This is a genomic window from Curtobacterium sp. VKM Ac-2861, from assembly GCF_013204965.1.
In the GTDB taxonomy this organism is placed as follows: domain Bacteria; phylum Actinomycetota; class Actinomycetes; order Actinomycetales; family Microbacteriaceae; genus Curtobacterium.
Genome location: NZ_JABMLA010000003.1, coordinates 318,729 through 337,123, shown reverse-complemented (window position 1 = coordinate 337,123; position 18,395 = coordinate 318,729). Strand labels below are relative to the sequence as shown.

General features: G+C 71.0%; 21 protein-coding genes. 10 read left to right on the top strand and 11 right to left on the bottom strand.

Annotated elements, in window-relative coordinates:
* Positions 1-114 precede the first annotated feature (114 nt).
* Complete coding sequence (gene aspS / locus HQQ88_RS09650; RefSeq protein WP_123292088.1) at positions 115-1,455, top strand: aspartate--tRNA(Asn) ligase; 1,341 nt, start codon at positions 115-117, stop codon at positions 1,453-1,455.
* Positions 1,456-1,588: 133 nt separating this feature from the next.
* Here aspS and HQQ88_RS09645 read toward each other — a convergent pair whose 3' ends face one another.
* The 5 genes from HQQ88_RS09645 to HQQ88_RS09625 all read right to left on the bottom strand — a co-directional run bounded on the left by HQQ88_RS09645 (position 1,589) and on the right by HQQ88_RS09625 (position 3,255).
* On the bottom strand, positions 1,589-1,882 hold the full coding sequence (locus HQQ88_RS09645; protein ID WP_123292087.1) for a Dabb family protein: 294 nt from the start codon (positions 1,880-1,882) through the stop codon (positions 1,589-1,591).
* Positions 1,879-2,133 carry a glutaredoxin family protein gene (locus HQQ88_RS09640; RefSeq protein ID WP_123338836.1) on the bottom strand — a complete coding sequence of 85 codons (255 nt, stop codon included), beginning with the start codon at positions 2,131-2,133 and terminating at the stop codon, positions 1,879-1,881. Before HQQ88_RS09640 ends, HQQ88_RS09645 begins: the two co-directional genes overlap by 4 nt.
* An 84-nt stretch (positions 2,134-2,217) precedes the next feature.
* Complete coding sequence (locus HQQ88_RS09635; protein ID WP_003792170.1) at positions 2,218-2,316, bottom strand: AURKAIP1/COX24 domain-containing protein; 99 nt, start codon at positions 2,314-2,316, stop codon at positions 2,218-2,220.
* A 128-nt stretch (positions 2,317-2,444) separates the two neighbouring features.
* The gene (locus HQQ88_RS09630; RefSeq protein WP_022902482.1) at positions 2,445-2,639 is read right to left on the bottom strand and encodes a helix-turn-helix domain-containing protein; all 195 of its coding nucleotides are present in this window, start codon (positions 2,637-2,639) and stop codon (positions 2,445-2,447) included.
* A 100-nt stretch (positions 2,640-2,739) separates the two neighbouring features.
* On the bottom strand, positions 2,740-3,255 hold the full coding sequence (locus HQQ88_RS09625) for a helix-turn-helix transcriptional regulator (RefSeq protein ID WP_123292085.1): 516 nt from the start codon (positions 3,253-3,255) through the stop codon (positions 2,740-2,742).
* Between the two features lie 74 nt (positions 3,256-3,329).
* Between HQQ88_RS09625 and HQQ88_RS09620 the strand changes: the two genes are divergently transcribed.
* Complete coding sequence (locus HQQ88_RS09620; protein ID WP_173169310.1) at positions 3,330-4,763, top strand: potassium transporter TrkG; 1,434 nt, start codon at positions 3,330-3,332, stop codon at positions 4,761-4,763.
* Between the two features lie 22 nt (positions 4,764-4,785).
* The gene (locus HQQ88_RS09615; protein ID WP_111084290.1) at positions 4,786-5,451 is read left to right on the top strand and encodes a TrkA family potassium uptake protein; all 666 of its coding nucleotides are present in this window, start codon (positions 4,786-4,788) and stop codon (positions 5,449-5,451) included.
* 12 nt (positions 5,452-5,463) lie between these two features.
* On the opposite strand, the gene proC is transcribed toward HQQ88_RS09615, so the two are convergent.
* Positions 5,464-6,294 carry a pyrroline-5-carboxylate reductase gene (gene proC / locus HQQ88_RS09610; protein ID WP_173169309.1) on the bottom strand — a complete coding sequence of 277 codons (831 nt, stop codon included), beginning with the start codon at positions 6,292-6,294 and terminating at the stop codon, positions 5,464-5,466.
* A 64-nt stretch (positions 6,295-6,358) separates the two neighbouring features.
* On the opposite strand from proC, the gene HQQ88_RS09605 reads away from it, so the two are divergent.
* The gene (locus tag HQQ88_RS09605) at positions 6,359-7,315 is read left to right on the top strand and encodes a cation diffusion facilitator family transporter (protein ID WP_123292082.1); all 957 of its coding nucleotides are present in this window, start codon (positions 6,359-6,361) and stop codon (positions 7,313-7,315) included.
* Here the strand turns inward: HQQ88_RS09605 and HQQ88_RS09600 are convergent.
* Entirely contained in the window at positions 7,296-7,730 is a 435-nt protein-coding gene (locus HQQ88_RS09600; protein WP_123938773.1) for a nucleoside deaminase, read from the bottom strand. The two genes, HQQ88_RS09605 and HQQ88_RS09600, sit on opposite strands and share 20 nt — an antisense overlap.
* A gap of 76 nt (positions 7,731-7,806) precedes the next feature.
* Between HQQ88_RS09600 and upp the strand changes: the two genes are divergently transcribed.
* The 5 genes from upp (at position 7,807) to HQQ88_RS09575 (ending at position 13,301) form a co-directional block, all read left to right on the top strand.
* Positions 7,807-8,442 carry a uracil phosphoribosyltransferase gene (gene upp, locus HQQ88_RS09595; protein ID WP_111084293.1) on the top strand — a complete coding sequence of 212 codons (636 nt, stop codon included), beginning with the start codon at positions 7,807-7,809 and terminating at the stop codon, positions 8,440-8,442.
* Positions 8,443-8,939: 497 nt separating this feature from the next.
* A complete protein-coding gene (locus tag HQQ88_RS09590) occupies positions 8,940-9,710 on the top strand; it encodes a winged helix-turn-helix domain-containing protein (RefSeq protein WP_123292081.1) in 771 nt (256 codons plus the stop codon).
* Between the two features lie 278 nt (positions 9,711-9,988).
* A complete protein-coding gene (locus HQQ88_RS09585; RefSeq protein WP_123338832.1) occupies positions 9,989-10,501 on the top strand; it encodes a MarR family winged helix-turn-helix transcriptional regulator in 513 nt (170 codons plus the stop codon).
* Complete coding sequence (locus tag HQQ88_RS09580; RefSeq protein ID WP_173169308.1) at positions 10,498-11,847, top strand: deoxyribodipyrimidine photo-lyase; 1,350 nt, start codon at positions 10,498-10,500, stop codon at positions 11,845-11,847. Before HQQ88_RS09585 ends, HQQ88_RS09580 begins: the two co-directional genes overlap by 4 nt.
* Entirely contained in the window at positions 11,844-13,301 is a 1,458-nt protein-coding gene (locus tag HQQ88_RS09575) for a serine hydrolase domain-containing protein (protein ID WP_173169307.1), read from the top strand. Before HQQ88_RS09580 ends, HQQ88_RS09575 begins: the two co-directional genes overlap by 4 nt.
* A 63-nt stretch (positions 13,302-13,364) precedes the next feature.
* Here the strand turns inward: HQQ88_RS09575 and HQQ88_RS09570 are convergent, their stop codons facing one another.
* Positions 13,365-14,336 (bottom strand): carbohydrate kinase family protein, encoded by a 972-nt coding sequence (locus tag HQQ88_RS09570; RefSeq protein WP_165901360.1) that lies wholly within the window; start codon positions 14,334-14,336, stop codon positions 13,365-13,367.
* A gap of 154 nt (positions 14,337-14,490) precedes the next feature.
* Here HQQ88_RS09570 and HQQ88_RS09565 point away from each other — a divergent pair, with 154 nt between their 5' ends.
* Positions 14,491-15,066, top strand: a complete 576-nt coding sequence (locus HQQ88_RS09565; RefSeq protein ID WP_173169306.1) for a hypothetical protein — start codon at positions 14,491-14,493, stop codon at positions 15,064-15,066.
* Between the two features lie 84 nt (positions 15,067-15,150).
* On the opposite strand, the gene HQQ88_RS09560 is transcribed toward HQQ88_RS09565, so the two are convergent.
* The 3 genes from HQQ88_RS09560 to HQQ88_RS09550 form a co-directional block, all read right to left on the bottom strand.
* Positions 15,151-15,765, bottom strand: a complete 615-nt coding sequence (locus HQQ88_RS09560) for a superoxide dismutase (RefSeq protein WP_111084300.1) — start codon at positions 15,763-15,765, stop codon at positions 15,151-15,153.
* A gap of 44 nt (positions 15,766-15,809) precedes the next feature.
* Positions 15,810-16,319, bottom strand: a complete 510-nt coding sequence (locus HQQ88_RS09555) for a flavin reductase family protein (protein WP_111084301.1) — start codon at positions 16,317-16,319, stop codon at positions 15,810-15,812.
* A gap of 249 nt (positions 16,320-16,568) precedes the next feature.
* The gene (locus tag HQQ88_RS09550; RefSeq protein WP_173169305.1) at positions 16,569-18,092 is read right to left on the bottom strand and encodes an MFS transporter; all 1,524 of its coding nucleotides are present in this window, start codon (positions 18,090-18,092) and stop codon (positions 16,569-16,571) included.
* Positions 18,093-18,395: the final 303 nt, after the last annotated feature.

Below are 18,395 nucleotides of genomic sequence, written 5' to 3'. Positions count from 1 at the left end.
GCCCCACGGGCCTCCCGGTCAGACCTGTGGACGACGCCGGAAGCGAGCCGCCCTGTGGAAGGGGACACCCTGCGGACCGACGCCGCCGGACGCAGACGGTTAGACTCGACCACCGTGATCGAACGCACCCGCATCGCCGACCTCGCTGCCCTCCCCGACGGCCCCGTCTCCGTGGCCGGATGGGTCGAGACCGTCCGAGACCAGAAGAAGGTGCAGTTCGTCGTCCTCCGCGACGAATCCGGCGCCGTCCAGCTCGTGAACCCCGCCACGCGCGAGGCCGAGGACGGTGACGACGCCGCCCAGGCCGCGCTCGCCACCACCACCGAGATCTCGGCCCTCGCCCACGGCACCTTCATCCACGCCACCGGCACCCTGAAGCACGACGAGCGCGTCAAGCTCGGCGGGCTCGAGGTCAAGGTCGGCACGCTCGAGGTGGTGAGCGCCGCGATCCCGGAGACCCCGATCGCCGACGACTCGTCGCTCGACAAGCGGCTCGACTGGCGCTTCCTCGATCTGCGCAACCGCAAGCAGAACCTCATCTTCCGCATCCAGACGACCCTGGAGCACGCGTTCCGCACCTACTGGGTGGACCGCGACTACATCGAGATCCACACCCCGAAGCTGATGGCGTCGGCGTCCGAGTCGCGCGCCGAGCTCTTCCAGCTCGAGTACTTCGAGACGACCGCCTACCTGGCGCAGTCGCCGCAGAACTTCAAGCAGATGGCCCAGCCGGCCGGCTTCGGCGCCGTGTTCGAGATCGCCGACGCGTTCCGCGCGGACCCCTCCTTCACGAGCCGCCACGCGACCGAGTTCACGAGCGTCGACGCCGAGTTCTCGTGGATCGAGTCCCACGAAGACGTCATGGCGATGCACGAAGAAGTCCTGGTCGCCGGCATCACCGCGGTCAAGGAGAAGTACGGCAAGGACATCGAGGAGGTCTTCGGCTTCGAGCTGCAGGTCCCCGCGACGCCGTTCCCCCGCGTGACCCTGGCCGAGGCCCGGAAGATCGTGGCCGACAGCGGACACGACGTCGTCCGCGCCGACGGCGACCTGGACCCCGAGGGCGAGCGGCGCGTCGCCGCCTGGGCGAAGGAGCACCACGGTTCGGAGTTCGTGTTCGTCACCGAGTACGACGCCTCGATCCGGCCGTACTACCACATGCGCAAGCCGGGCGACCCGTCGCTCACGAACAGCTACGACCTCATCTTCAACGGCGCGGAGATCTCCACGGGCGCACAGCGCGAGCACCGCGTCGACGTGCTCGAGGCGCAGGCCGTCGAGAAGGGGCTCGACCCCGAGGAGCTCGGCTGGTACCTCGACTTCTTCCGCTACGGCGTGCCGCCGCACGGTGGGTTCGGCATGGGCCTTGCGCGCGTGCTCATGCTCATGTTGGGTGAGCCGTCCATCCGCGAGGTCACGTACCTCTTCCGTGGACCGACGCGCCTGACCCCGTAGTCACATCGCGCGGCGCCCCGCGCGAGCGCACATGGTGAACAGGAATGGTCGCCTCCCGATGCGGGAGGCGACCATTTCTGCTCACGAAGCGCCGCAGCGCACGCAGCGCCGGGGGCGGGACGGGAGGCCCGGCTCAGCTCTGCCAGTCGATGGCAGCCCGCCCCGTGACCAGTCCACGGATCTCGGCTGCGGCAGCCTGGTGGTCCGGGTGCACCTGGTACTCGTCGAGTCCGGCGAGGTCGTCGAACGACGCGACGACGGCGACGTCGCTGTTCTTCTCCGGGTAGGCGACGTTCTCGACGACCTCGAGCGAACGGATCGACCCGATGGTGCCGGTCAGGCCGGTCAGGAGTTCGCGGATCCGGGCGATGGTCGCGGCGCGGTCGAGGTCTTCGCGCAGGGTCCAGGCGACGACGTGGGAGATCATGCGGGGGAACCGGCCTTCTCGAGGGCACGTGCGAGCCGGTCGGCGTCGACGTGCCAGTTGCTGTGGACGCGCCCGTCGACCAGCACGACGGGGATGTCCTCCGCGTACTCCTGGCGGAGGGCGTCGTCGTCGAGGATCGAGCGTTCCTGCAGGGTCACGCCGGGGTGTTCGGCGACGACGCGTTCGACCACGGGTCGTGCGTCGTCGCAGAGGTGGCATCCGGGCTTCGTCAGGAACGTCACTGCGGGCATGGCTCCAGCGTAGCCCGCGGTCCGCGTCCCCTGGGGAATGCGAAAGCCCCGGCGAACCGGGGCTTGACGCTGCAGGCTCGGGGCCTACTTCTTGTTGCGACGCTGGTGGCGCGTCTTGCGAAGCAGCTTGCGGTGCTTCTTCTTCGCCATGCGCTTGCGACGCTTCTTGATGACAGAACCCATGTGGACCTCGCTCGGACTGTGCTGATGTATCGGACACCGGGCCGTCGAGACCGCGGAAAATCAACCCGGCCGAGTCTACCGGAGGGCTGACGCGATGTCGAACGCGCCCGGAACGGACGGGTGTGCGCTCAGCCGACGTCTGCGATGCCGCCGCGCAGCACGTCGGCGACGGCTGACTCGGGGACACGGAAGGACCGGCCGAAACGGATGGCGGGGAGCTCACCGGCGTGGACCATGCGGTACACGGTCATCTTCGAGACACGCATCATCTCGGCGACCTCAGCGACGGTGAGGAAGCGCACGTCGTCGAAACTGCCGGTCATGATCCGCCTTCGGTGGCTCGCACGCGATCCGCGCACGGGTTTGGTGTGACCTGTGTGGTCACTGGCAACTGTAGAGGCGCGTGCGACCCAGTGTCCAGGCTCAGTCTTCGTCGCCGCGGCGGGTGAAGCGCTTGCGGCTGCGGTCGACGACACGCTCCCAGCCCTGCTGCGCACCGGAGATCGCCGCGGTGGCCCGGTAGGACGCCTCGGCCATGACACGCCCGAGCTCGGTCCCGACCTCGACGGTGGTCTTGCCGGCAGCACCGTTCCGGCGGACGGACACGGGCTGACCGTCGGGGGTCCAGGCCGTGGTCGCGGGCATGCCGTCGGCGTCGACCGCGCCGGTGAACGGCAGGACCCAGTCCTCCAGCGACACGAGCGGTTCCGGGTCGAGCCGGTAGAAGCGGTGCTGCCCTTCTTCGCGGCTGGTGACGAGTCCGATGTCGCGCAGGACCCGGAGGTGCTTCGACACCGTCGGCTGGCTGACGCCCAGTCGTTCGACCAGTTGCCCGACGCTGAGTTCCCCGCCGGTGACGTCCGATCCGTACGCGGCGAGGAGGGTCCCGAGCAGCTCGCGCCTCGTGGGGTCCGCCACGACGGAGAAGATGTCGGCCATGCGGGCAAGGCTAGCCGGGGCACCACGGATGTACCATGACGAACCGTCCCGGCCCATGTCCTCGGAGGCATACGATGCTCGACCGTACCGAGCCGCTCCCGCGGCACGTGACCGTCACCCGACGACGCGGCGGACGGATCGCGACGGTCCTGCGCTCGTCGCCGTCACGTCTGGCGATCCTGGTGTTCGTCGCCCTCATCTTCGTGTTCACGACGCTGTTCATGACCCCGTGGGCGGCGGCCGACGGGACCGGCACGCACTTCTCCGACGCGCTGTTCACGGCGGCCTCGGTGGTCTGCGTCACGGGCCTCGCGACCGTCGACATGGCCACGCACTGGTCGGTGTTCGGCAAGGTCCTCGTGGTGATCGGGACGCAGATCGGTGCGGTGGGCGTCCTGACCTTCGCGTCGATCCTCGGGCTCTTCGTGACCCGCAAGCTCGGGCTCCGCGCGAAGCTGATGGCCGCTGGCGACTCGAACCCGCTCCGCACCCACCACGGGGCGGTCCCCGAGGGGCAGGCCGTCCGCCTCGGCGAGGTCGGCACCCTGCTCGCCACGGTCGCGGTGAGCACCCTGTCGATCGAGATCGTCCTCGGCCTGTTGCTGCTGCCGTCCGTGCTGATCGCCGGCATCCCGTTCTGGACCGCGGTCGGCGACTCCTTCTACTACGCCGCCATGGCGTTCACGAACACGGGCTTCTCGCCGAACGCGGACGGCCTCGACCCGTTCGCCCACGACTACTGGTTCCTGACGCTCCTGATGATCGGTGTGGTCGCGGGGTCGATCGGCTTCCCGGTCATCCGCACCCTGACGAAGCAGCTCCGCACGCCGCGCCGGTGGCCCATCCACGTCAAGCTCACGCTGGCCACGAGCGCCGTCCTGCTCGTCGGCGGTGCGATCGTCTACACCGCACTCGAGGCGTCGAACCCGACGACCTTCGGCGAGGAAGGCGCGGGACGGACCGCGTTCCAGGCACTCTTCCTGTCGACGATGACCCGGTCCGGTGGCTTCTCGCTCGTCGACTTCGACCAGCTGAACGGCTCGAGCCTGCTCGTCACCGACATGCTCATGTTCATCGGCGGCGGCTCGGCGTCGACCGCCGGTGGCATCAAGGTCACGACGCTCGCCGTGCTGTTCCTCGCCGCGGTCGCCGAGGCCCGGGGCCGGCAGAGCATGGAGGCGTTCGGCCGCCGCATCCCGAGCGACGTGCTGCGGGTCGCGGTCGCCATCGTGCTCTGGGGGGCGACGATCGTGGCCGTCGCGACCGTGGTGCTCCTGCAGATCACGGACGATTCGCTCGACCGTGTCCTGTTCGAGGTGATCTCGGCGTTCTCCACCAGTGGTCTGTCCTCCGGCGTCTCCGCGGACCTGCCCGAGTCCGGCAAGTACGTCCTGGCCGGCACCATGTTCCTCGGCCGGGTCGGTACAGTGACCATCGCCGCAGCCCTGGCCGCGAGTCAGAGCCGGCAACTGTTCCGCCGTCCCGAGGAGAGGCCGATCGTTGGCTGACCGAACCCGTCCCCCGCACCCGATGGGTGCGATCAGTCACGATGCACCCGTGCTCGTCATCGGCCTCGGCCGGTTCGGCGCCGCCACCGCCGGTCAGCTCGAGCGGCAGGACCGCGAGGTGCTGGTCGTCGACACCGACCCGGGCCTGGTGCAGAAGTGGTCCGACCGGGTCACGCACGCCGTGCAGGCCGATGCGACCGACATCGACGCCCTGCGCCAGATCGGTGCGCAGGACTTCGCGATCGCGGTCGTCGGCACGGGCAGCGACCTGGAGTCGAGCGTGCTGATCACCGCGAACCTGGTCGACCTCGGCATCCCGCAGATCTGGGCGAAGGCCATCAGCCGGTCGCACGGCACGATCCTGTCCCGCATCGGCGCGAACCACGTCGTCTACCCGGAGCGCGAGGCCGGCGAGCGCACGGCGCACCTGGTGTCCGGACGCATGCTCGACTTCATCGAGTTCGACGACGACTTCGCGGTGGTGAAGATGTTCCCGCCGCGGGCGGTGCGCGGCAAGGACCTCGCGACCACGGTGATCCGCACGCGGTTCGGCCTGACGGTGCTCGGCATCAAGCCGCCGGGCAGCCCGTTCGTGCCGGCGACCCCGGAGAGCATCATCGGCGAGAACGACGTGATCATCGTCTCGGGTTCCGAGACGGACCTGGAGCGCTTCGCCGCCTACGAGTAGTCCCGGACGCGTCTACGACGCCGCGATCTCCTCCGCACGCGCGATCGCCGCGCGCGACGCGCGCAGGAACGTGTCGGCCAGGTCGGCGTCCTGCAGCACCGCGACGGCCCGCTCGGTGGTGCCCTTCGGGCTCGTGACGGCACGCCGCAGGTCTGCGGGTCCGCGCTCCGACCGGTCGAGCAGCTCGACGGCACCCCGGAGCGTGCCCTGCACCATCGCGGCCGCCTGCTCGGGGGCGAAGCCCAGCGCCTCGGCGGCACGCTGCCACTCCTCGACGAGCAGGAAGACGTAGGCCGGGCCCGAGCCGGACACCGCCGACAGGGCGTCGAGCTGCGCCTCGGGCACCTCGAGCACCCGTCCTGACGCCGTGAACACCGACGACGCGAGCGCAACGGCCTCGGCGTCCGCCGATGCCCCGGCGCTGATCCCGGTGACGCCGTGGCCGACGCCGATCGGCGTGTTCGGCAGCGCCCGGACGACGCGGACCCCGGCCGGCACCCGCTCCTCCATGCTCGCGGTGGTGGTGCCGACCGCCACGCTGACCAGCACCGCACCGGGCTCCAGGTCGGCGGCGACCTCGTCGAGCAGGTCCGCGATCACGTACGGCTTCACACCGACGACGACGAGTGCCGCGCCACGGACGGCCGAGCGGTTCGCGTCGGGGTCGGTGTCACTCGCGGTGGCGTCGAGCCCGCGCTCCCGGTGGGCGGCCGCCGACGCCTCGGACTTCGTCGTGAGGGTCACGGTCGCCGGGTCGAGTCCGGCGGCGAGCAGGCCGTCGAGGACCGAGCCGGACATGGAGCCGACGCCGAGCAGGGCGGTACGGGGCAGGTCGATCGTCATGCTCCCGACCCTACCGACCGGCCTCGCCTAGGATCGTCTTCCAGATCGGGAGAAGGGGACAGCTGTGAGCGCTTCAGGAGGCACGAAGGCGATCCTCGCCGCACTCGGTGCGAACGTCGGCATCGCGATCGTGAAGTTCGTCGCGGCGGCGATCAGCGGGTCCGCGTCGATGCTGGCCGAGGGCGTGCACTCCCTGGCCGACTCCGCGAACCAGCTCCTCCTGCTGCTCGGTGGTCGCCGGGCGCGCCGCGCCGCCGACGAGGAACACCCGTTCGGCTACGGCCGCGAGCGCTACGTCTACGCCTTCGTCGTCTCGATCATCCTGTTCTCCGTCGGCGGCGTCTTCTCGCTCTACGAGGGCATCGAGAAGCTCGCCCACCCGCACCCGCTCGAGAACTGGTGGCTGCCGCTCGTCGTGCTCGTCATCGCGATCGGGCTCGAGGGCTTCTCGCTCCGCACCGCACTGAAGGAGGCCCGGCCGCAGAAGGGCACGCTCAGCTGGGTCCAGTTCGTCCGCCGTGCCAAGGCCCCGGAGCTGCCCGTCGTCATGCTCGAGGACACCGCGGCACTGCTCGGCCTGGTGTTCGCACTCTTCGGCGTCGGGCTGACCGCGATCACCGGCAACGGGGTCTTCGACGCGATCGGCACGATCTTCATCGCCGCCCTGCTCATCGCCGTCGCGGTCGTCCTGGGCATCGAGACGAAGAGCCTCCTCGTCGGCGAGGGCGCGACCGCCGCCGACGTCGAGCGGATCAAGCACGCGGTGCTCGACGGCCCGGAGGTCGACTCGATCATCCACATCAAGACCCTGTACCTGGGTCCGGACGAGCTGATGGTCGGCGTGAAGGTCGCCGTCGACGGCGACCGCCGCCTGGGGGACGTCGCCGCGGGCATCGACACGGTCGAGCAGCGGGTGCGCTCCGCGGTGCCGATCGCCCGGGTCATCTACGTCGAGCCCGACGTGCTCCGCACCGGTCCGCGCCCGCCGACCGAGGCGATCGTCATCCTCGCCGCTGACTGAAGAACGCGTCGAGCAGCGCGGCGCACTCGCGTTCGAGCACGCCGCCGACGACCTCGGAACGATGCGGCAGCCGACGGTCCCTGGCGATGTCGTAGACGCTGCCGGTCGCGCCCGCCTTCGGGTCCCAGGCGCCGAACACGACGCGCGGCACACGCGCGGCCAGGATCGCCCCGGCGCACATCGGGCACGGCTCGAGGGTCACGACGAGCGTGTGCTCGTCGAGGTGCCAGTCCCCCGTGACCGCGGCGGCCGCGCGGAGCGCGAGCACCTCGGCGTGGGCGGTCGGGTCCTGCAGCGCCTCGCGCTCGTTCCGGCCGACGGCGACGACGACGCCGTCGCGGTCGAGCACCACCGCTCCCACGGGCACGTCGCCGGTCGCCAGGCAGGCCCGGGCCTCGTCGAGCGCGCGCTCCATCGCCGGGACGAACGGACGGGCAGCGGGCGCTTCCACGGGACCTCCAGGTGGTCGGCAGCACGGTAGGCTCGACCCTATGCGAGTCCACGTCGCCGACCACCCGCTCATCACCCACAAGCTCTCGGTGCTCCGCGACCGGACCACACCCTCCCCCACGTTCCGCGCCCTGACCGAAGAGCTCGTCACGCTCCTCGCGTACGAGGCCACGCGGAACGTCCGGGTCACCGCGACGCCGATCGACACCCCCGTGGCGCACACCATGGGCGTCTCGATCGCCAAGCCGCGTCCGCTCGTCGTCCCGATCCTGCGTGCCGGCCTCGGCATGCTCGAGGGGATGGTCAAGCTCGTGCCGACGGCCGAGGTCGGGTTCCTCGGCATGGCCCGCAACGAGGAGACGCTCGAGCCGCAGACCTACGCCGAGCGCCTGCCCGACGACCTGTCCGGCCGTCAGTGCTTCGTGCTCGACCCGATGCTGGCCACCGGCGGGACCCTCGCCGCTGCCATCGACTTCCTGTTCGCCCGCGGTGCCGAGGAGATCACCTGCGTGTGCATCCTCGGTGCGCCGGAGGGGCTCGCCATGGTCGAAGAGGCCGTCGGCGACCGCAACGTCTCGATCGTCCTCGGTGCCCTCGACGAGAAGCTCGACGAGAACGGGTACATCGTCCCCGGTCTCGGCGACGCCGGCGACCGCCTCTACGGTCTGGCCGAGTAGGCAGTCGACGTCACCGACGATCGACGGGAGGCCCGTGGCGACACCGCCACGGGCCTCCCGTCGTCCGTTAGCCCGGTCCACCGCCACCGGTGCGCGGAACGCACCGTCTGCTCGGACGGTTGACACCACCTTGGTATACCGCCGATACTCGTCCCATGACTGCAACCGTGTCCACCCGCGTCCTCTCCGAGGTCCAGGGGACTGCCGGCATGATGATGCCGGTCGCCGTCATGCGTTGTCGAATGTGTGCCTGATCGGCACCCGTTCCAGCCGGATCCCCCGCGACACCACCCCGGTCGCGAGCGTGTGATCCCCGGGTGACGGACACCGTCGGCGACGCGCACCACGTCACGAGGTCTGTCTCCCGTTCCCCCGGGTCCGCCCCGGTCCGCAGCAGGACCGCAGGGCACATCGGCATCCAGCCGTACCCGGGTCGACGCATTCGACACCGCCGCCAGCGCCACACGCGCACCGGCCACATCGCCCGGAGAACCACCATGTCGCTCACCATCGCCCAGCCCCGCACCGCGCTCCGCACCGCCGCTCCGGCGCCGACCGACCTCGGGACGGTCACCCCGATCCGTCCGCGTCCCGCGACACCGGCCACGACCGGGCAGACGAGCGTGCCGACCAGCCCGGTCGTCGCACCGCAGCGCAACCGCTCCCTGCCCGAGGGCACCGAGGCCCGTGGCTTCGCGCTCTACGTCGGGATCGACGAGGCGAAGGCGGCGGCGGCCGGCACGACGCTCGCAGCCGTCGTCGAGCAGCTGAAGGCACTGACCGCGCAGCTGGTGCCGAACTCGGAGACCTACGCGGCCGTCGCCGTCGCCGCGGAGCAGTCCGGTGGCCGTGACGTCGACGTCGTCCGCCTGGCCCTGCAGGACCGGTCCGCGGTCGCCGCCCGCAAGCAGGCCGAGAAGCCCGAGCCGGAGGAGACCGGGGTCGTCATCGACATCTCCCGCAAGCGCGTCACGCTCGACGGCGACGCAGCTCCCCTGACCTACAAGGAGTTCGAACTCCTGCAGTTCCTGGTGCTGCGCGAGGGCCAGACGGTGGACCGCTCGGCCATCATCGACGGCCTGTGGTCCGACGGCGAGGACGAGACCCCGAACGAGCGCACCATCGACGTGCACGTGCGCCGGCTCCGCTCCAAGCTCGGCGCGTTCGAGGAGATCGTCCGCACCGTCCGCGGCGTGGGCTACCGGTTCGACCGTCACGCCGACGTGGCCGTGCGCTACGCCTCGACGCCGTCGCCCGACCTCTTCTGATCCTGATCGGTCGCTCTTGGTGAACTCGCAGCGAACGACGCACGCGGAGGCTAGCGCGCCGTTACCGCTTCGTTATACAGTCGGTGGTGCAGACGGTGTTTGCTGTGGCACCGCCTGCGGAATGTGATTGCAGGAAACTCTTGGTGCAAGGGAGAGGGCCGGTCGCTCGGAAGAGCGGCCGGCCCTCGTGCATGTCCGAGCGCGTGCATGTCGAACCCGCGCCTGTCGGGGGCCGTCGGTAGTGTGGACGGACCGTCCGACCAGAGGGGAGCGCCATCGTGAGCGAGTCACGCCGCAGCGAGAAGGCGACCGCCGTCGCTGCCTGGGAATCACTGTTCCGCGCCCAGGTCACCGTGATGCGGAGCCTCAACGCGGACTTCCCCGGCGGCGAGATCTCCTTCAACGAGTACGACGTCTGCTTCAACCTGTCGACGCAGCCCGGTCGACGCTGCCGCATGCGTGACCTCACCGGCCACCTGCTCCTCACCCAGCCGAGCGTGAGCCGTCTGGTCGATCGCCTGCTCGCCCGCGGGATCGTCGAGAAGCAGCCGGATCCGTCCGATGCCCGCGGCGTCATCGTGGCACTCACCCCGCACGGGTTCGACGTCTACCGCCAGGTGGCCGTGCAGCACGCGGCGAGCATCGCGCAGCAGGTCGGCGCCGGACTGTCCGACGCCGAACTCCGCACGCTCACCGAGCTCTGCACGAAGCTGCGCCTCGCGGTCGGCACCGCCCCGGGCCGACGGGCCGTCGCGCGGTCGGTCTCCGAGTCGGACCCGGCAGCGGTGTGACCGGCGCACTGGTCTGGCTCCGCGACGACCTGCGGCTGGCCGACAACCCCGCTCTGCGTGCCGCGATCGACCACGGCGGCGACGTCACGGTGGTCTACGTCCTCGACGACGAATCCCCCGGCATCCGTCCCGCGGGCGCGGCGAGCCGTTGGTGGCTCCACCACTCGCTCACCGCGCTGGACGGCGAACTGCGTGACCGTGACTCGCGGCTGGTGCTGCGACGGGGTGCGGCCGCCGCGGTGATCGACACCCTCGTCGCCGACACCGGTGCCGACGCCGTGTTCTGGAACCGTCGGTACGGTCCAGCCGAGCGCGAGGTCGACGCCGGCATCAAGAGCGCCCTGCACGACCGCGGCATCGAGGCGCACAGCTTCGCGGCGAGCCTGCTCTGGGAACCGTGGACCGTCCGCACCGGACAGGGCGAGCCGTACAAGGTGTTCACCCCGTTCTGGCGCGCTGCCCAGGCGATGCCGGAACCACGGCACCCGCTCCCGAAGCCCCGCGACCTGCCCGCCCCGGCCCGCGTCGCGAGCGACGACCTGCGCCAGTGGGACCTGCTGCCGACCCGTCCCGACTGGGCCGGCGGACTCCGCGATGCCTGGGAGCCCGGCGAGCACGGCGCACACCAGCGGCTCGAGCACTTCGTCACCCATGCGCTCGAGGACTACGACCAGCGCGACGAACCCGCCATGGCCGCCACGAGCGACCTGTCCCCGCACCTGCGCTGGGGCGAGGTCAGCCCGTACCAGGTGTGGCACCGGCTGCACGGAGCGCTCGAGCCCGAGCAGCGCCAGAACGCCTCCGCCTTCCTGCGACAGCTGGCCTGGCGCGAGTTCAACTGGAACGAGTACTTCCACTGCGAGGACATCACGACGGTGAACGTGCGTCGTGAGTTCGACGCGTTCCCGTGGCGGGACGCCCCGACGGCCGAGGTCGACCGGTGGCGCACCGGGACGACCGGGTTCGACCTCGTCGACGCCGGCATGCGCGAGCTGTGGCACTCCGGCGCCATGCACAACCGTGTCCGGTTGGCGACCGCGAGCTTCCTCGTCAAGAACCTGCTCGTCGACTGGCGGGTGGGCGAGCAGTGGTTCTGGGACACCCTCGTCGACGCCGACTCCGCCAACAACGCCGCGAACTGGCAGTGGGTCGCCGGGTCGGGCTTCGACGCGGCGCCGTACTTCCGGGTGTTCAACCCCGACCGGCAGCTCGAGCGCTTCGACCCGCACCGCGAGTACGTGCACCGGTGGGTGCCGTCGGAGGAACTCCGGCCCGAGCCGATGGTCGACCTCAAGGCGACCCGGCAGCGCGCGCTCGACGCGTACGCCGAGATGCGTCGGTCATGAGCCCGTGGGACACCGCCGTCGCGCAGGTCGACGCGCTCTTCCGTGACCGTGTCGACCGTGGCGTCGCACCGAGCAGTGTGTGGGGCGTCTTCGACCGGACCGGCCTCGTCGCCTCCGGGGGCCACGGCGATCGCGGCGACGGGCAGCGGCCGGACGCCGACACCGTCTACCGGATCGCATCGTGCACGAAGAGCGTCACCGCGGCGACGCTGCTGACGCTGGTGTCCGACGGTCGGCTGGACCTCGACGCGCCGATCACCGTGTTCGTCCCGGCGTTCGGCGCGGTGCCCCTGCCCACACCGGACTCCCCCGTACCGACCGTGCGGATGCTGCTGACCATGTCGGCCGGCTTCCCCACCGACGACCCCTGGGCGGACCGGCAGGAGTCGATCAGCGACGCCGAGCTCGACGACGTCCTGCGCGGTGGGCTGTTGTTCGACTCGGTGCCCGGCACCCGGTTCGCGTACTCGAACCTGGGCTACGCCCTGCTCGGGCGGGTCGTCGCCGTCGTCACCGGCCGTCCGTTCACCCAGGCAGCACGTGACACCGTGCTCCGACCGCTCGGTCTCGACCACACGGTGTTCAGCGCGGCCGAGGCGCAGGGACCGGTCGTCACCGGGTTCCGCCCGCACGACGGCGACTGGGAGCCCCTGCCGATGACCGGCCCGGGTGCGTTCTCGTCGATCGGCGGACTGTTCTCCACCGTCCGCGACCTCGCACGGTGGGCGACGCACCTCGGGTCGGCATCCTCCGACGCCCCGGAACCCGGCCCGGTCTCCCCCGCCGACCGCCGGCTCATGCAGCAGGCGATGCGGGTCGTGCCGTCGTCCGTCGTCCCCGGCTCGTCACGCGCCACGGCGTACGGCTTCGGGCTGTTCGTCGAACAGGACGACCGGTTCGGCGAACTCGTCTCGCACTCCGGCGGCTACCCGGGGTTCTCGGCGCACATGCGCTGGTCCGCGCAGACCGGCCTCGGTGTCGTCGCGTTCGAGAACGCCACGCAGGCGAAGGTCTCCGCCGCTGCCCAGCAGGCACACGACCTCCTGCTCGAGGCAGCGCGTCCGGCGGCGTCCGGCGGGTACGCCGACACAACGACCGGACCGGTGCGCCGCCCCGGCGCCGAGCCGACCGTCCGGGCGACGCGAGCGGCGCAGGCTGCCGTGACGGGCCTCCTGGCCGACTGGCAGGACGCCGTGGCGGACGCGGTCTGCACGCCAAACGTGGCGATGGACGACCCCTACGACCGACGCCGGCGGGCGATCGCGGCGGCGGTGGCCGAGGTGGGTGCCGACCTGACCGCCGCTCCCGTCGCCGAGCAGTCGTCGGCGCCGTCGCACCTGCGGTGGTGGCTGCCCGGCACCTGCGGGCGCCTGCGCGTCGAGATCCGGCTCGCCCCTGGCGCGGCAGGACGCGTCCAGACCCTCACCGTCGTGGCGGAGCCCGCCGAGCACTGACACACCGGACCGCACGCGACGGGCCGGCCAGGTCCGTGTCGGTACCGGTCTGACGACTGCCCGTCACACCGGTGGGCGACCCCCCACGAACCCGAGTGCTCGGGCCGCGACGCGCGTGCCCTCACGTGCAGCCGCTCCGACGCGCACGGGATCGGTCGCCCAGGCACGCACGAAGCCCGCGGCGAACGCGTCACCGGCGCCGACCGTGTCGACGACCGTGGCCGGCGTCGCGGGGACGCGGTGCACGCTCCGTCCGCGTCGCCCCACCAGCACGCCGTCGGCGCCCACCGTGACCACCACGAGCGGGACGTGCTCGGTGAGTCGCCGCACCGCGTCGTCGAGGTCGGTCGTCCCGGTCAGTTCGAGGGCCTCCTGCCGGCCGGGGAAGAGGACGTCGACGCCGACGAGGGCCTCGAGGAAGGCAGGAGCTCCGACCGACCGGACGATGGCCGCCGAGGACGGGTCGAGCGACACCCGAGCCGACCCGGTCCGGGCGCGTGCGACCAGCGATGCGATGCGGTCGGCGCCGCCACCGAGCATCGCGTGCCCGGTCAGGTGCACGATGTCCGCGCGTCGGGCCACGGCCTCGGGGACGTCGGCAGCCGTGAGCTTCCCGCTCGCGGCCGGGTCGGACATCGCCGTGCGGCCGCTGTCGTTGCGCACGGACACCACGACCCCGGTGGAGGTCATCGCGTCGTAGCGCAGGTGCGGGCGGACACCGGCGTCCTCCAACGAGCGCTCGTGCCGGTAGACGTCGTCGACGCCGACCCGCGCGACGAGGTCCACCTCGGCACCGAGCCAGCCGAGCCAGGCGGCGGTGTTGCCGGCGGCACCCGTCGGTCGGTGGCGGATCACGGCGGCGGGGTCGTGCACCCCGATGGTGTGCGCGGTCGTCTGCACGAGCACGCCGTCCAGGACGTCGCCGATGACCAGGAACCGTTTTCCGGCGCCACGACGGCGGCCCGCGACCACCCGTCCGGCACGGGTCCCCTCGGGCTGCGACACGGGCACGGAGGCCTCTTGCGGCATGGACATCTGCCCCAGTGTACGGGGAACCGAGTAAAGCTCCGTTTTCGGGACCGCACGGACCCTCGTCGTGGTGGCCAATCGCACTGCCCGACCGGTAACATACGCAATGCCACCATGTGGCGGGTCCTGTGCCCGCCGCCGACGATCCGACGGAGATGCCATGCCCCGGAAGCCCGACCCGACGCTCAAGCCGGCGATCCTCGAGAAGGTCACCCTGCACTTGCTGGACACCAAGCTCGAGGACGTCTCGGTCCGCAGCCTCGGGCGCATCCTGGGCACCAGTGCGTACCCGATCGTCTACCACTTCGGCTCCCGCGACGCCCTCATCGACTCGGTCGTCGTGCACCTGGCCGACACGGTCTGCCACGCTGCGCTCGATCCCGCTGCAGACCGCTCCGCCCTCGCTGACTACTTGGTGACCAGCTTCGGTCGCCTCGACGACCCGCACCGAGCACTCGCGGCCCGGCTCACCTTCGAGCTCGGGTCCGTCGAGGCGATGGACAGCCGGGTCCGGCAACGCGGTCTGCACCGGGACCACGTGGCAGCGGTCGCCGCGTGGTGCCTCGCACACGGCTACGACGCCGAGGCCGCCGACCGCGTCGCACGCGACGCCGTGACGACTGCCCGCGGTGCCCAGTGGACCGCGATCGTCGACCGCGAGCGCGCCGACACCGACGCCGCGCTCCGGGCGATCGCCGACCGGCTCGCCGCCGGCGCGGCAGTCACCGCGGCGTGATGCACGAACGGGAGGCACGGTGCCAGCTGGCACCGTGCCTCCCGTTCGTCCGTCGGTCGCGTCACGCGACCCGCGGTCAGTCGATCAGAGCGTCACGAACGACTGCGACTTCGCGTTGGCGAAGCGCGCCGCGACGTTCTCCCAGTCGACGATGTTCCAGACGGCCTTCACGTAGTCCGCCTTGACGTTGAGGTAGTCGAGGTAGAAGGCGTGCTCCCACATGTCGAGCAGGAAGATCGGCACGAGGCCGAACGGCACGTTGGCCTGCTGGTCGAACAGCTGGAACGTGGTCAGCTTCTGGCCGACGGTGTCCCAGGCCAGGACGGCCCAGCCGGAGCCCTGGATGCCGTTTGCGACGGCGGCGAACTGCGCCTTGAAGGTGTCGAACGAGCCGAAGAACTCGTCGATCGCCGCGGCGAGCTCGCCCTCGGGGACCTTCGTGTCCGGGCCGAGGTTGGTCCAGAAGATCGAGTGGTTGACGTGGCCACCGAGGTGGAACGCCAGGTCCTTCTCGAGCTTGTTGATCGCACCGAAGTTGCCCGACTCGCGCGCTTCACCGAGCTGCTGCAGCGCGGTGTTCGCTCCGGTCACGTAGGCCTGGTGGTGCTTGTCGTGGTGCAGCTGCATGATCTTGCCGCTGATGTGCGGCTCGAGTGCGGCGTAGTCGTACGGCAGCTCCGGCAGGGTGTACTCAGCCATGTGAGGTCCTTTCGATCAGTGGGTTGCGGATGGGATTCCGCGGCTCACGAGAGCCGGGAACGATCGGTGAGGGAGTGGAATTCCCGGTTGTGGTAGACCAGCGGCTCGCCGTGCTCGAGGCCGACGACGATGTCGAGGACCTCGGCGACGACGACGGTCGAGCTGCCGATCGGGGTCGTGGAGAGCGGGCGGCACCGGAGCGCGCTCGCGGCACTGGGCAGGTAGCGGTCACCCGAGGGCAGGGTGCCCCAGATCGGGTCGTCCGCGGTCGGGCTGCCGGTCGAGGCGAACCGCCGGGCGAGCGCCACGCTGAGCGAGTCGACCAGGTGCACGACGAAGACCGGGGCGCCGAGCACGACCCCGGCGGACCCGGAGTTCGTCGACAGCGAGAAGACGAGCACCGGCGGGTCCACAGCCACGCTCGCGACGCTCGAGGCGGTGAGTCCGGTCGGACCGTCCGGTCCCTCGGCGGTGATGACGGCGACGCCGGCCGGGTGCCCGCGGAACGCGGACTTGTACGCTTCGGCGATGTTCGCCGGGGCTTCGTCGGGCATGGTGTTCGTCGTCGTTCCTTCGCGCGGGGGTGTGCCGTCACTGGGCGGGCATGTCCCAACGTATGACCTGAACCATGGTTGAGGTCAACGATTCACAGGTTCGACGGGTCCCGGGCGCGCCGTGGCGATGGCTTCGTGAGCAGAAATGGTCGGGTCGCGTGGCGCAACCCGACCATTTCCGCTCACGAAGCGGCGCGCGTCAGCGGCGCGCGAAGCGGCACGCGTCAGCGACTCACGAAGCGACGCGCGTCAGCGACGCTTGAGCATGACGACGGCGCCTGCGGCAGCGATCACCATGAGCACCGCGGCGACGCCGGCCGTGATCGTCACGCCGGAGTCGAACGCCGCCCGCGCCGACTCGAGGAGCGCCTGACCGGTCGGTCCGCCGAGGGACGACGCGGCGGACACCGCACCACCGAGCGTCTCCTGGGCAGCGGTGTGCGCCGTCGAACTCAGGCCGCCCGGCACCACGACGTGCGCCCGGTAGGTGCTCGCCAGGATCGTGCCGAGGACGGCCGTACCGAGCACCGCACCGATCTCGTACGCCGTCTCGGACATCGCCGACGCGGCACCGGCCTTGTCCGCCGGAGCGGTCGAGATGATGAGGTCGTTCGTGACGGTCTCGGACGCGCCGATCCCGATGCCGAGCAGCACGAACGCGAAGGCCAGCGCCGCGATCGACGCGTGGTGTCCGAGGACCGCCACGAGGGCGTACGCCGCGGCCGAGAAGAGCAGCGAGACCGACACGACCCAGCGCGGTGCGACCCGTGCGACGACCGGCACCACCGCGAGTCCGGCGACGATCGTGAGCACCGATCCGGGGATCAGCACGACGCCCGAGGCGAACGGGTCGAGCCCCGCCACGAGCTGCAGGTGCTGCGCGATGAAGAACAGGAAGCCGGTCAGCGAGAACATCGCCATCAGGTTCATGAGCACGCTGCCGGTGAACGCCGTGCTGCGGAACAGGCGCAGGTCGAGCATCGGCGTACGGGACCGCAGCTGCCGGCGGACGAACGCGATGCCGCACACGACGCCGACGGCGAGCATCGCGACCGCGAACCCGCGCTCCTCCGGGTGCACGAACGACTTGATCGCCCAGGCGATCGGCGCCAGCGCACCGAGGGACAGGAACATGCTCGGCACGTCGACCGGCCCCGGCATCGGGTCGCGCGACTCCGGCACGCAGAACGGGACGCCGACGAGCATGAGCACGAGGATCGGCACCGCGACCAGGAAGACGCTGCCCCAGTGGAAGTGCGCGAGCAGCGTGCCACCGACGAGCGGACCGAGGGCGTTGCCGGCCGCGAACATGGTCGACCACACGGCCAGCGCCATCCGCCGCTCCCCCGCGTCGACGAAGACGTTGCGGATGATCGAGAGTGTCGCGGGCATGAGCATCGCCCCGAACACCCCCATCGCGATCCGTGCGGCGACGAGCATCCAGGCGTCGGTCGCGAAGGCAGCGGCGACGGAGAACAGCGCGAAACCGGTGGCCCCGATCACCAGGATCCGACGGCGGCCGATGCGGTCACCGATGCTGCCCATCACGACGAGCAGCCCGGCCAGGACGAGCGGGTACGCGTCGACGATCCAGAGCTGCGTGGTGGCGTCCGGGTTGAGCGCACGACTGATCGACGGCAGCGCGAAGCTCAGCACGGTGTTGTCCACCGAGATGAGCAGCACCGGCAGCATCAGCACGGCGAGCGCGAGGAACCGTCGGGCGCGGCTGCCGGTGACGCGGGTGGCGATGGGGCTGGTGAGCAGTGCGGACACGGCGGACTCCTGGGACTTCGAGCCGGACCTGGTCGACGGCGGGCGGTGCGTGGGGCAGACGAGACGGGACGCGGGATGGACACGCGCCCCGTCAGGACTCCGTCAGTGTACCGTCTGGACGGTTATGGTTGCAAATGCAACCAACAGGCGGACGGGAGGCCCGTGGCGGGCTCGCCACGGGCCTCCCGTCCGACGTCTGGTCCCGCCCAGGGCGGGAGGCTGGAGCGACGGCACGACCTGCGTCCGGTGCCGGGGTTCCGGTGCCGGGGTTCCACAACACGCCGCGTGGTCTCCGCCCGGGTT